The 13,269-nt window shown below is 72.7% G+C and carries 10 protein-coding genes; 5 read left to right on the top strand and 5 right to left on the bottom strand.

What is annotated here, in order from left to right:
• The coding region (locus PV721_RS33830) for a sterol desaturase family protein (RefSeq protein WP_319731132.1) at positions 1–848 on the bottom strand (848 nt) is incomplete at its 3' end.
• Between the two features lie 114 nt (positions 849–962).
• Between PV721_RS33830 and PV721_RS33835 the strand changes: the two genes are divergently transcribed.
• Positions 963–4,085, top strand: coding sequence for an NACHT domain-containing protein (locus tag PV721_RS33835; RefSeq protein ID WP_319731134.1), 3,123 nt, complete (start codon positions 963–965; stop codon positions 4,083–4,085).
• An 18-nt stretch (positions 4,086–4,103) separates the two neighbouring features.
• On the opposite strand, the gene PV721_RS33840 is transcribed toward PV721_RS33835, so the two are convergent.
• Genes PV721_RS33840 through PV721_RS33855 form a run of 4 tightly spaced genes read right to left on the bottom strand, consistent with a single transcriptional unit; the run spans position 4,104 to position 8,327 of the window.
• Positions 4,104–5,330, bottom strand: coding sequence for an amidohydrolase family protein (locus PV721_RS33840; RefSeq protein WP_319731136.1), 1,227 nt, complete (start codon positions 5,328–5,330; stop codon positions 4,104–4,106).
• Positions 5,330–6,619: an amidohydrolase family protein gene (locus PV721_RS33845; protein ID WP_319731138.1), complete on the bottom strand. Its 1,290-nt coding sequence runs from the start codon at positions 6,617–6,619 to the stop codon at positions 5,330–5,332. Before PV721_RS33845 ends, PV721_RS33840 begins: the two co-directional genes overlap by 1 nt.
• 24 nt (positions 6,620–6,643) lie before the next feature.
• Complete coding sequence (locus PV721_RS33850) at positions 6,644–7,528, bottom strand: SDR family NAD(P)-dependent oxidoreductase (RefSeq protein WP_319731139.1); 885 nt, start codon at positions 7,526–7,528, stop codon at positions 6,644–6,646.
• A gap of 1 nt (position 7,529) precedes the next feature.
• Positions 7,530–8,327 (bottom strand): acetoacetate decarboxylase family protein, encoded by a 798-nt coding sequence (locus tag PV721_RS33855; protein ID WP_319731140.1) that lies wholly within the window; start codon positions 8,325–8,327, stop codon positions 7,530–7,532.
• A 125-nt stretch (positions 8,328–8,452) separates the two neighbouring features.
• Between PV721_RS33855 and PV721_RS33860 the strand changes: the two genes are divergently transcribed.
• From PV721_RS33860 to PV721_RS33875, 4 genes are all read left to right on the top strand, one after another.
• Positions 8,453–9,076: a TetR/AcrR family transcriptional regulator gene (locus tag PV721_RS33860; protein ID WP_319731142.1), complete on the top strand. Its 624-nt coding sequence runs from the start codon at positions 8,453–8,455 to the stop codon at positions 9,074–9,076.
• A gap of 139 nt (positions 9,077–9,215) precedes the next feature.
• Positions 9,216–11,867: an MXAN_6230/SCO0854 family RING domain-containing protein gene (locus tag PV721_RS33865; protein WP_319731144.1), complete on the top strand. Its 2,652-nt coding sequence runs from the start codon at positions 9,216–9,218 to the stop codon at positions 11,865–11,867.
• Between the two features lie 44 nt (positions 11,868–11,911).
• The gene (locus PV721_RS33870) at positions 11,912–12,889 is read left to right on the top strand and encodes a DEDDh family exonuclease (RefSeq protein WP_319731146.1); all 978 of its coding nucleotides are present in this window, start codon (positions 11,912–11,914) and stop codon (positions 12,887–12,889) included.
• Positions 12,890–12,997: 108 nt separating this feature from the next.
• Complete coding sequence (locus PV721_RS33875; RefSeq protein WP_319731148.1) at positions 12,998–13,231, top strand: hypothetical protein; 234 nt, start codon at positions 12,998–13,000, stop codon at positions 13,229–13,231.
• The last annotated feature ends 38 nt before the right edge of the window (positions 13,232–13,269 follow it).

Genomic DNA, 13,269 nt, shown 5'->3' on the forward strand with positions numbered 1-13,269 from the left:
GCTCCGGCGGGGGCGGGCGCGGCGGGCTGCCAGCCGGGGCCGCGGAAGACCCGTCCGGCGCGCTCGCGCCAGTTCGCGGCGGCCCGCACGTCCCTCGCGATGGCCGCGTACTCGTGGGTGGCCACGCGCAGCGGGTTGTGGGTGTCGATGTTCTTGGTGAGCCCGTAGACGGGCCGCTCCGTCTCCCCCACCCAGGAGCCGAACATCCGGTCCCAGACGATCAGGATCCCGCCGAAGTTCCGGTCCAGGTAGCCGCCCTGCGAGGCGTGGTGGACGCGGTGGTGGGAGGGGGTGTTGAAGACGTACTCGTAGGCGCGGGGCAGCTTCCCGATGCGCTCGGTGTGGACCCAGAACTGGTAGAGGAGGTTGAGTCCGTAGCAGAACGGGATCGCCGCGGGATGCACGCCGAGGGCCACCATCGGCAGGTAGAACCACCAGGTGGTCGCGCTGGTCCAGGGCTGGCGCAGGGCGGTGGTGAGGTTGAACCGCCGGCTGCTGTGGTGGACCACGTGGCAGGCCCACAGGATGCGGATGACGTGGTGCAGCCGGTGCTGCCAGTAGTAGAGGAAGTCCTGGACGAGCAGCATCAGCAGGGCGGTCCACCACAGGAACGGCACGCGCAGCGGGGTGAGTTCGTAGACCGCGGTGAAGACGGCGACGACGGGGATCTTCCACAGCAGGTCGAACCCGATGCTGCCGAGCCCCATGGTGATGCTCGTGGCCGCGTCCTTGGTGTCGTACCCGGCCGCGTCGTCGTCGGGATGGATCCGGTAGCTCACCACCTCCAGGACGGTGAGCAGCACGAAGGCCGGTATGGACCACAGCACGACATCGGGCAGGTTCGGCATGAGCGCACCATAGAGGCGCCCTCGGGGGCTCCGCTAGGGGTTGTTACCGATCGGTATCCGACCGGGTTACCGCAGGTTCGCGAGATGATGTCCAGCCGAGGGGGAGGCTGTGGAATGACGGGTATCGAGACGGTTCTCTTACGGGTCGCGGGCACGGCGGCGACCACCCTGCTGAAGTCCCTCCTGGCGCGGGCCCCCGGTGCGGGCCTGACCGCCGACCCGGCCCGCCCGGTGCCGGCCTGGCGCAGACCGGCGGCGGAGCTCGGGCCCCCGGAAGTGCGGCGCCTGACCGAGACCCTGGCGGCCCGCCTGGCCGACGCCACCGCCCGCCTCCCGGAACACGAGCGCCTGGCGGCGCTGGACGCGGTCGGCGACGCCTTCGCCGCGCTCGGCCCGCTGGACGCGGAGGCCCTCTTCGCGGCGGAGCTCGACCCGGAGGCCCTCGCCGCGACCCTGCCGCCTCCCCCGCCGGGCCTGAGCCAGGGCGCGCAGGCGCTCTGCGGGCGGCTGTCCCGGCTGTGCTGCGAGCACACGGTGGAGTATGCGACGACCCTGCCGGGCTTCGGCGCCCGGGCGGATGTGGAGCTGGTCCGGCGGACGGGGAAGCTGACGCGTTCCGTGGAACGGCTGGAACGGCTGGACCGGGGCGCGGACGGGGCCGCGTACGCCTTCGAGGAGCGGTACGCCCGGTACATGGCCGAGGAGCACGGACGCCTCCAGCTGTTCGGCGTCACGCTCGGCCAGTCGCGTCAGGACTGGCCGCTGGACCTGGCCTACATCAGCCTCGCCGTGAGCGCGGAGACGTCGGCGCTGGACTCCTACGGCTTCTCCCACTCCACGCAGGGCAAGCAGGTGCGGATCGAGCAGACCCTGTCGGTTTCGGAGCGGATCCTGCTGCGCGGCGCCGCCGGTTCCGGCAAGAGCACCGTGGTGCAGTGGCTGGCCCTCAACGCGGCCCGGCGCACCTTCGGACCCGGGCTCGAATCGTGGAACGTGCTGGTCCCCTTCGTCCTGCGCCTGCGTTCCTTCACCTCGGCCAAGTCCCTGCCGATGCCCGGCGAGTTCCTGGCGGCGGCGGGAGTGCCGCTTCCGGCACCCGAAGGCTGGGTGGAGGGGCTCCTCGAGAGCGGCCGCGCGCTGATCCTCGTGGACGGCGTGGACGAGGTGCCGCTGCGGCTGCGCAAGCGGACGGAAGTCTGGCTCCGGTCGCTGATCACCGCCTATCCGCAGGCGCGGTACGTGGTCACGACGCGCCCGTCGGCGGTCCCGGAGGACTGGCTCTCGCGACAGGACTTCACCCACTACTCCCTCCTCCCCATGGAACGGGAGGACATCCGCGCGTTCATCGCGCAATGGCACGCCTCGGCCCGGGCGGAGTGCTCCACCGAGGAGGAGAGGGCGCAGCTGCACTCGTACGCCGGGTCCCTCATGAGCGCGGTGGGGACCCGACGCGACCTGAGCCGGCTGGCGACCAATCCCCTCATGTGCGCGTTGCTGTGCGCCCTCAACCGCGACCGTCGCATGCACCTCCCCCGCGCCCGAAAGGAGTTGTACGACGCGGCGCTCGAAATGCTCCTGGTCCGGCGTGACACCGAACGCGAGATCAGCGCGGTCGAGGGGGTCTACCTCACGCGTGACGAGCAGATCCTGCTGCTCCAGCGGTTCGCGTACTGGCTGATCCGCAACGGGCAGGCGGAGACCTCGATCGGGGAGGTGGTGGGGCTGGTCGACGGGTGGCTGGAGCTGATGCCGCAGGTGCGCGCCCAGGGCACCGCCGAGCAGGTCGTCACGCACCTGCTGATCCGGTCCGGACTGCTGCGCGAGCCCACCAAGGGTTCCGTGACCTTCGTGCACCGCACCTTCCAGGACTACCTCGGGGCGAAGGCCGCGGTGGAGGCGAGGGATTTCGGCGTCCTGGTCCGTCACACGCACGACGACACGTGGGACGACGTCGTACGCATGGCCGTCGGGCACGCGCGTTCGGACGAGAGGGCGGAGATCCTGCGGCGCGTGCTCGACCGCGCCGCCCAGGAACCGGATCTGGACAACCGGCTCGTGCTGCTCGCGGCGACCTGCCTCGAACACTCCCCCGAGCTGGCACCCGACGTGCGGCACGAGATCGAGACGCGCGCGGCGCAGCTCGTTCCTCCCCGCACGTTCAACGAGGCGGAGGAGCTGGCGCGGGCCGGCGGGCTGACGCTGGAGCTGCTTCCCGGGCCGGACGAGGTGACGGAGCCCGAGGCGGCCGCCGTGATCCGGACGGCCGCGCTGATCGGAGGCGCGCACGCACTGCAGGTCATCGGCCGTTTCCGGGACGACGTCCGGCTCGGGGTGATGGCCGAACTCAACGGTTCCTGGGGAAGGTTCAAGGCCCAGGACTACGCGGACACGGTGCTCTCCGGCGCGTCCCTGACCCAGGGGTTCCTGAACGTGCGCACGGCCCGGCAGCTCGCCGCCCTGCCCAGGCTGCGGCACATCCTGCGGCTGCGCCTGACCGGGGACCACCAACTCACCGACGAGGTCGTCTCGCGGGAGAACCTTCTCGGGCTGCAGCTGTCCGACAACGGCGCCCTCGTCGACCTCGCTCCGCTCCGGGCGCTGGAGCGGCTCGAGTACCTCAGCCTCGAATCGTGCCGGTCGCTGTTCGACCTGTCGCCGCTCTGCGGGACGGCGGTGCAGCGGCTCTTCCTCACCCGGATGCCCGGGCGCGTGGCCCTGGAGCCGCTGCGGGACCTGGCCCGCCTCACCCTGCTGGGTCTCGACTCGGCCTGGGGGCACCGTTGCGTGGGCACGCTGCCGGCCCCCGAGGGGCTCACCGGTCTGTGGCTGGTGAGCGGCGGCTGTCTCCTCGACCTCGACGGTCTCGACCGGTGGCCCCGGCTGTCGTCGCTGACGGTCTCGGGCAACCGGCAGGCCGGCCGGCTCGCGAAGCTGCCCTACGACCTTCCCCTCGCCTTCCTGCAGGTGACGAGCGCTTCGGAGCTGGACCTCACGGCCTTCACCCGGTACCGGGGACTGCGCGAGCTGTTCCTGGCCGGCTGCTCCCTCGCCTCGGGGCTGGAGGCGCTGGCGGAACTGCCCGAGCTCGCCATGCTGACGTTGAGCGCGTGCGACGGGCCGCTGGACCTCGCGCCCCTGGCCGGGCTGGAGAAGCTGCAGGTCGTGGTCCACCGGGACACCCCGGTCCGGGGGACGCACGCACTGGCGCCGACGCAGCTCACCTATGCCGGAGCGTGAGCCGCGTCGGCCGCAGCGCTACCAGACCCGGACCGAGCCCCCCTTGGCGAAGGCCGGGCTGGTGGCCTCGGGTGGGGGCTGCGTCAGGGGTTCGGCGATCTCCGAGACCAGCGGGCCGTGTCGGGCGGCGAGTGCGTCCAGGAGGGTCAGGTCGAAGCCGTAGACGCGGGCCGCGTTGCCGCCGGCCATCGCCGCCACCTCGGCGCGCGGGAGGCCCGCGTAGGCGATGCGGAGGCCTTCGCGGGAGAAGGGGGTGGTGCCCTCGTCGTGCGGGTAGTCGCTGCCCCACATGATCTTGTCGAGGCCGATCCGGTCCCGGAGCGGGACCTCGTGGGGGCGCATGAAGCTGGCCCCCACGAAGCAGTTCTCCCGCCAGACCTCGCTCGGGCCGCTGCCCATCGACTCCGCGAGGCCCGCCCCGAACTTGGCCTCGGCCGTGGCCGAGGCCGCGACCAGGCGGCCGTGGTAGTAGTCCAGCATCTCCAGCACGCCGGGGATCCAGCCGGATCCCTGCTCCGTCAGGACCAGCTTCAGGCCCGGATGGCGGCGGAAGGCCCCGCCGAAGATGAGGTGCCACAGGGCGCGGTGCGAGAACCAGGTGGTCTCCACCATGAAGACCGCGCGGGCGGCCGGTTCGTCGCCCAGCGGCGGGGACGCCGAGCCGCCGTGGTGGTTGACCGGGACGTCCAGCTCGTCGCACACCGCCCAGATGGGGTCGTACGCGGCCGAGTAGAGCTCCGGGACCGTGGATCCGGGCGGGACGCCGGGCAGCAGGATGCCGCCCGTGAGGCCCGCCTCCTTCGTGCGGCGGATCTCCTTCACCGCCGCGTCCACGTCGTTGAGGAGGATCTGCACCACGCCCGCGCGCCGGCCCGGCGCGTCCGCGCAGAAGTCCGCCAGCCAGCGGTTGTGGGCCTGGAGCCCGGCCCAGCGCATCTCGTACTCGGCGGCCGTGGGCGGCTGCGCCATCAGGGAGGCCTTGGGGAAGAACGGCGGGATGGTGTTCGGGAAGACGACCTCCGCGACGATTCCGTCCGCCTCCAGCTCGCAGAGCCGGCGCCGGGAGTTCCAGTTGCGGTCCGCCGTGTCCGCGAGGAGGTCCTCGTACGGGTTCACGTAGGTGGCGGCCCAGGCGTCGAAGTCGTCGTGGTACCGCTTCTCCAGGTACGGCTTGTAGTCCAGCAGGTCGGCGCCCGCGTGGCAGTCCGCCGAGATGACCGTGTAGCGGTCCTGGTCCTCCGTCATCACGAGACCCCCAGTACCGGGAAGTCGCCGCCCGTGAGCCAGTGGCGGCCGGTCTCGCGGGAGCGGGCCCAGGAGGCCGCCACGGCCGCCTGGTCCGGGGACTGGCCCAGCTCGGCCGGGGTTGGGCCGATCCGGCGGGCGACGGGAGCGAGCTTGTCCGTGTCGAAGCCGAAGACCTCGGCCGCCGCGAGGCCGAGCATCCGGCGGGTCTCGTCGACCGGGATGTCGTGGAAGGTCTTGCGCAGCCAGTTCCGGGTGTCGGGCCAGGTGCCTTCCGGGTGCGGGAAGTCCGAGCCCCACAGGATGTTGTCGACGCCGATCTCGTAGCGCTGGGCCAGTTCGCGCCGTTTGGTGTTCGTCGCGCAGACGAAGACCTGGCGGTCCAGGTACTCGCTCGGCGGCCGTTTCAGCTCCTCGAAGGGGGAGAGCTTCTTGCCGCCGTGCGCGCCGAGGTAGAGGCGGTCCATGAACCACAGCTGGTTCGGCAGCCACCAGCAGCCCGACTCGGCGACGCCGAACTTGAGGCCGGGGTGGCGCTCGAAGACCCCCGACCAGAGCAGGAACCACAGCGGGCGGGCCGGCCACCAGGTGACCTCGGAGACGAAGATGCCCAGGTGGTCGCCGTACTCGTGGCGCGGGGAGGAGCCGGAGTGGGTGACGATCGGCATCCGCGTCTCGGCCGCCGCCGCCCACACGGGGTCGTAGCGGCGGTCGTGGTAGGGCGCCTTGTCCACCCACATGGCGGGGATCATCAACGCGCCCAGCCCGGACTCCTTGGCCCGGTGGATCTCGGCGACGACCTTCGACGGCTCGCCCGTGATCGGGAGCAGCGCGACCCCGCAGTGGCGCTCGGGGTTCTCGGAGACGAACTCCGCCAGCCAGCGGTTGTGCGCCTGGGCGCCCGCCATGCCGAGCTCGGGGTCCTGGTCGCCGGAGAGGCCGAGGCCCACGCCGAAGGGGGCCGCGGTCTGGCTGTCGACGGCGTCCGCGTCGGGGAAGACGACCTCGGCGGCCACGCCGTCGCCGTCGAGTTCCTTCAGGCGCTGTCCGGTGTCCCAGCCGCCCCTGAGGCCTTCCTCGTGGTCGTGGAACCACTTCTCGGCGAAGGCCTCGTTGCGGACGCCGAGCCGGGTGGCCTCCGCGCGGCGGGCGTCGCGCTCGCCGAGGAAGGCGTCGAACTGGGGGTGGAAGCGGGAGTCGAGGTAGGGCCGGTACCGCTCCGTGGGCAGGCCGGCGTGGCAGTCGGAGGAGATGATCAGGTACGGGTCTTCGTACGGTGTGTCACTCACGAGGTCACTCACGACGAACGCCCCTCAGTCGAGGATGAAGCTTTCCAGGTAGGCGGGGTTGGCCCGGTCGAGCATCGACTGCGACCGGGCGCGGATCTGCCGGTCGCTGTGCTCGCTGGCCGGGAGCATCCAGAAGCGGTCGGCGCGGATCCCGTCGAGGACGTGCTCGGCGACCTCCTCGACGGGGGTGAAGTTCACCTCGTGGCCGGCCTGCTTCATCGCCGCCTCGTACTGGTCGAGGCTGCGGTACGGGGACTTGCGCGGCCGCTCCTTCGCGTACCGCTCGGGCCGGTTGCGGTGCGACTCCCACAGTCCGGTGCGCAGCATGTGCGGTCCGGGGAAGAGGACGGAGGCCCCGACGGCGGCGCCCTCCGCCTTGAGGTGGGCGTAGAGCGACTCGGTCATGGTGACCACGGCCGCCTTGGTGACGGCGTAGACCGAGGCGGTGGGCAGGGGGGCGATGCCGCCGTCGCCGGAGGAGGTGTTGACGACGTGGCCGGGCGCGCCGCCCGCGATCATGCGGGGGACGAAGGCCTGGATGCCGTGGAAGACGCCCCACACGTTGACGGAGAAGGCCCATTTCCAGTCGTTGGGCTCGTGTTCCCACATCCGGCCCTCGGCGCCGGAGCCGACGCCCGCGTTGTTGCACAGCACGTGCACGGCGCCGAAGGCCTCGTACGCCGCGTCGGCCAGTGCCGTCACGGAGTCGCGGTCGCTGACGTCGACGATGCGCGCGAGCACCTGGGCGCCGTCCGCGGCGAGTTCGTCGGCGGCCTTGCGCAGGGCGCCCTCCTCCACGTCGGCGAGGACCACCTTCAGTCCCTCGGCGGCGAAGCGGCGGGCCATCGCGAGGCCGATGCCGCTGGCGGCGCCGGTGACGACGGCCACCTGTCCCGGTTCGATGCGCATGTCAGACACTGCCTTCCGGAGGGCCGTCGAGGATCTGCATCGGGTCGTCGTAGCGCTGGTGGATGTACGGGAGCAGGGCCTGGGCGCTGACCCGCTCGACGACCCGGCCCTTCTGGTCGGTGGTCTTCTCGCCGATGGTGATCTCCACGATCCGGCGGACCGGGAGGTCGGCGACGGGATCGAACATCGACTCGCGCAGGACGATGTCCCCGGTGATGTGCTCCAGCTTGCGGACCTTCTCGTTGCGCGTGCAGTGCACGAGGACCGGGTCGGCGTCGAAGCCCGAACCGTCCACGGCGGGAAGGAACTTGAAGTAGAAGTCGGTCTTCTGCGTGGGCTCGGGCCGCGGCAGGGCGCGGTCCACCGCCCCGCGCACCTCGACGAAGGCGATGCCGTGCCGGGCGAGGGCGGCCCGGACGACGAGACCGTCGCGCTCGACGGTGACCTCGCCCAGCTTCTTCGGCTCGCCGAAGACCTCTCGGCCGCCGATCAGGGCGCGCTCGTGGGTCATCGGCATGACCAGCGGGTACCAGCCCTCGACGCCGCCGTGCTGGGCGGCGACGGCCACCGAGCCGGCGCCGAGCGGGTAGCCGGGCAGGTCGACCTTGCTGATGTTGGCCCGCACGAGGGGCCGGTCGGCCGGCTTGAGGGGTGGCGGCAGGACCGCCGTCACGACGTCCGGGTCGCTCTCCCAGACGGCCACCACACCGGTGGACCAGATGTCGGGGAGCTTGGAACTCTTCTCGCGCGACGCCGCGATCTCGGCCTCGGTCCGCGCTCCGTACCGTACGCGTGCCATGTCTCGCACCATCCCTCGGCTCGGGGGGAGTCGGTTCTGTAACACAGTTACACCGGCACCGATGAAGGGTAAAGACCCGTGCACGCACCAGAACTGACACTCCGACAGATCGGTGGCCCGCAGACATGGCCAGATCCACGCTGACCCGCGACGAGGTGCTGGACGCCGCCGCGTCCCTGGTCAAGCAGCACGGTCCGGCCGCCCTCACCATGCGCAAGCTGGCCGCCGAGCTGGGCACCGCGGTGACGTCCATCTACTGGCACGTCGGCAACCGCGAATCGCTGCTCGACGCCCTCGTGCGGCGGACCGTGGAGGACATGGGTGCGATCAGGCCCGTGGGCCGCACCCCCGCCGACCGCATCCTGTCGGTGGCCCGGACCCTGCGCCGCGAGCTGCGCGAGCGCCCGCACCTGATCGCGATGGTCCACGAGCGCGGGCTCACCGAGCGGATGTTCCTGCCCGCGCAGCAGGCGCTCGTCCACGAGGTGCACGCCGCGGGACTGCGCGGCGCCCGGGCGGCCGACGCGGTGCGCGCGATCCAGTTCCAGATCGTCGGCTTCCTGCTCGTCGAGCGCAACCGCGAGCGCTCTCCCGCGCAGTCCCCGGCCGAGAGCGAGCTCTGGGACCCGGCCACGGCCCCCCACGACCCGGCCCTCGCCCGCGCCCTGGCCCGTCCGGCGGACCCGGAGCGGCTGTTCCGGCTGTCCGTACGGGCCCTCGTGCACGCCCTGCTCGCGCCGGGCGGATAATCACTTGGCCCGGCGCCCGCCCCGTGATGGGATCTGCCGTACGGGGGCGGCTCCCCGGCGCGCATCCTTCTCCCCTCTTCCAATGAATTCAGCGCGCCCACTCTCCGCCCCCGTTTTCGTACGCGGAGGGAACACACGCATGTCTGCCATCGAGTCCGTGCTGCTGCGCCGGCTCCAGACCGTCTACGTCGGGCCCGCCCCGGAAGGCCCCGCCCCGGAAGGCCCCGCGCCGGAGGGCTCCGCTCCCGAACGGGTCCGGCCCGTCGCCGGGCCCGCCCTGCGCAGGCTCGAATCCGAGCTCCTGGACCGCGGCTGCACCCTCTCGCCGAGCCTCTACGCGGCCCTGGCCGCACTCCCCTCCGGGGAACTCCCCGCGACCCACGCCCGGCTGGTCGGCCTCGCCGACGAGCTGCTCGGCTCCGACCGCACCCACGTCCCGCTCCTGCGCCGCTTCCCGGGCGTCGTCCCACGCAGCACCGAGCGGCTCTACACCGACCGGGTCTTCGCCCACCTGCTCCAGCAGCCCGACCAGCCGTGCGTGCTGTGCGGGGAGCAGCGCACCGTCTTCCCCGTGTCGCCCTGCGCCCACCTCGTGTGCCGACTGTGCTGGGACGGCGCCGACTACGCGGGCTGCCCGCTGTGCCACCGGCGGATCGATTCCGCCGACCCGTTCCTGCGCCCCGTGCGGGCCGTCGGAGCCGTCAAGGTGCGCTCCAAGGACCCGCTCCGGCTGCTGCGGCACGGCACCGACCCGGCCGCCGACGCGGTCCCGGTCCTGGAGGCCCTGCTCACCCGGCGCACCCCGCTCTCGCCTCAGGACCGCGAGGACCTGACCGTCCTGCTGGCCGTCGCCCCGGCGGACCTCAGCCGGCTGCCCGAGGACATCCCGGTCCGCGAGACCAAGGCCCTGGTGCTGGGCACCCTGCTGCCCGGCGCCCCCGACAGGGCCGCGCTGCTCGGGCGGCTCGGCACCGCCACCGACGTGCTGCGGCTGCTCGCCGTCCTGTCCGGCGGGGAGGCCGGTCTGGCCCCGCTGCCGCGCTTCGCGAGCCTGGGACGGCCGCTGCGCCGCGAACTGCTCGGCGTGCTCGACGCGTTGCCCACGGAGTACCTCGTCGAGGACGTGCTGCGGCACCCGACCGCGTGGAAGCGTGCCGCCGAGGCCCTCCACCCCTTCGAACAGCACGGACGGCACCCGCGCGCCGCGCTGGCCTTCGCCGTGCTGCGGGGCACCACGGTGACGCCCGGCACCCCGCTGGGGGCGGCCCTGCTGGAAACCGCCGCCGCGCACCCGGACGCCGTGCGCGTGGACGGCAGCCGGATCCGGCCCGCCACCTGGGCCGGCCGGCTGGAACAGTCCCTCGCCGACGGGGACGTGGGAGCCGCCGCCGCACTCGCCGGACAGCGCCCGGGTGAACTCGTACGCCGCCTCGACCACCTGCTGCGCCTGCACACCGGGCCGGAGCTCGTGCCCGCGCTGGAGAAGGCCCTCGAACGCGGGTTGTCCAAGGTCGGCGCGGGCCCGCTGCTCTCGGCGCTCGGCGCGCTGCGGGTGCGCGCGCAGGACCGCAGGGGCAGCCGGCGCGTCTTCTTCCCCGCCGGGCAGGTCGCCTCCGCCCAGTCGGTGACCGAGGTGCGCCCGCCGCTGCCCGAGCGGCTCGTCGCCGCGGTGGTCGCACTGCTGGAGGCCGAGGTGCTGCGCCGGCTCGCGGCGGCCGGGGCCGGGGCGGGCCCGTACGACCTGGCCGTCCTCGACTCGGCGCTGGCCGACCTCACCGTGCCCTTCGGCGAGCGCACCGCCGCCAAGGCCTTGGTGGCCGTGCCCCGGGGCAGCGTCCAGACCCTGCCCGCGGGCGAGGTGCTGCGACTGTTCCTGCACTGGACGGAACCGGCGGGCATGCGTACCGACCTCGACCTGTCCGTCGCCTTCTTCGACGCCGACTGGAACTTCACCGGCCTGTGCGACTACACGAACCTCGTGCACGGGCCGGACCGGGGCGCCGTGCACTCGGGCGACCTCACCTCGGCGCCGGCACCGCTCGGGGCCACCGAGTACGTCGACCTGGACCTCGCGGCGCTCGCCGCGCACGGCGACGTGTACGCGGTCCCGCTGGTCTTCAGTTTCAACAACGTGCCCTTCGAGGAGCTGGAGGACGCCTTCGCCGGCTTCATGGCGCTGCCCGCCGAGGGGCCGCGCGACGCGTCGTACGACCCCCGCACCGTGCGCCAGCGCTTCGACCTGGCGGGCCGGTCCCGGGTCTGCATGCCGATGGTGGTGGACCTGACCGCCCGCAGGGCGCTGTGGACGGACGTCCACCTGCCGCCCTCGGGCGGTTTCCAGAGCGTCCGCTCGCACGGGGACGAGCTGGCCGTCGTGGCCTCCGACCTCTGGGAGTCCTTCGGTTCCGGCACCCGCACGACCCTGTGGGACCTCGCGGTGTGGCGGGCTGCGGCCCGCACCCGTGAAGTGGCCGTGGTACGGCGGGCAGCGGTTCAGGGCCTGCTCGACGAGCTGTGGCTGTACCGGGCCGGGGACGGCGAGCCGGTGGCCGCCTTCGCCGCCCGGGTCGCGGCGCTGGAGCCGCCGCAGGAGCGCCGCCCGGGCACGGACGCCGACGCGGAGGCCGCCGAAGTGGCGGCGCGGAAGCGGGTGTTCCTCGCACTGGTGCACGCGAGCGTGGCCCCGCACGGGGCTTCGGGGACGGCCTTCCGGCTGTTCCCCGGGCCTGCCGAACCCGCGGGCGCCTTCGCCCTCGTGAGCGCCGGCGAACTGGTCTCGGAGCTGGGCTGAGGAGGCATCGCGGCCACGGCTGTCGGTCCGGGCCGATATCCTCTGTGACCATGCTCGACGACCGTACGACCGCAGAGACGACGTGGCCGACCGCGTACCCACAGGGGTACGCGGTCGTCGACGTGGAGACGACCGGGCTCGCCCGCGACGACCGGATAGTCTCCGCCGCCGTCTACCGGCTCGACGCGCAGGGCAATGTCGAGGACCACTGGTACACCCTGGTCAACCCGCAGCGGGATCCGGGACCGGTGTGGATCCACGGTCTGACGAGCGAGGTGCTCGCCGGCGCACCGCTCTTCAAGGACATCGCCGAGGAGTTCGCCGGCCGGCTCGCGGACCGGGTGCTGGTCGCGCACAACGCCATCTTCGACTGGCAGATGATCGCCCGGGAGTACGCGCGGGCCGAAGGGACCGCACCGGTCCGTCAGCGGCTGTGCACCATCGCCCTGTCGAAGGAACTGAACCTCCCGCTGCCCAACCACAAGCTGGAGTCGCTCGCCGCGCACTTCGGCGTGGTCCAGCAGCGCGCCCACCACGCGCTCGACGACGCCCGGGTACTGGCGGAGGCCTTCCGCCCGTCCCTGCACGCGGCCGCGCACGGCGGCGTACGGCTGCCCCTGCTGGAGTGTCGGCCGCTGACGGAGTGGTCGGACTCGGCCGCCGCCCCGCGCGTGGGGTACCAGTCCTCGTACCGGGGCGGCGGCTGGCGGCCCTCGCGCAAGCGGCCGCCGTGCCCGCACCCGAATCCGGGGCGCTACGAGGACGGTGAGCCGCTGAAGCAGGGCATGCGGATCGCCTTCTCCGGTGACACCTCGGTGGAGCGGGAGCTGCTGGAGGACCGCGCGGTCGAGGCGGGTCTGCACATCGCGACGAGCGTGTCGCGGCTCACCAGCCTCCTGGTGACGAACGACCCCGACTCGGCGACGTCGAAGACCGTCAAGGCGAAGACCTTCGGCACTCCGGTCGTCGACGAGGCCGCCTTCACCCAGCTGCTGCGGGACGTGGCCCCGGCGGAGTCCTGAGCCCGAGGGCCGGGACGGGTCAGGGCCGTTGCGCCGGCCGGGTGCAGGCGCGGCGACTCACCCCGCTGGATCTTGTTCCGGTCCCTCCCCGTGCGCAGCATTCGGCGCATGGCACGTTGTGAGGTCTGCGGAAACGATTACGGCATGTCCTTCGAGGTTCATGCACAAGGCGCGGTTCACGTCTTCGACTGCTTCTCCTGCGCCATCCACCGCATGGCGCCCGTCTGCGAGCACTGCCGGGTCTCGATCATCGGGCAGGGCGTCGAGGTCGCGGGGCAGTGGTTCTGCGGGGCGCACTGCGCCCGCGCCGAGGGGAAGGTGGGCATCGTCGACCACGTCTGACTCCCCCGTCCAGCCCGCCGTCCCTCCCCCCTCGTCCC

It is taken from the genome of Streptomyces sp. MB09-01 (assembly GCF_033794505.1).
Lineage (GTDB): Bacteria > Actinomycetota > Actinomycetes > Streptomycetales > Streptomycetaceae > Streptomyces.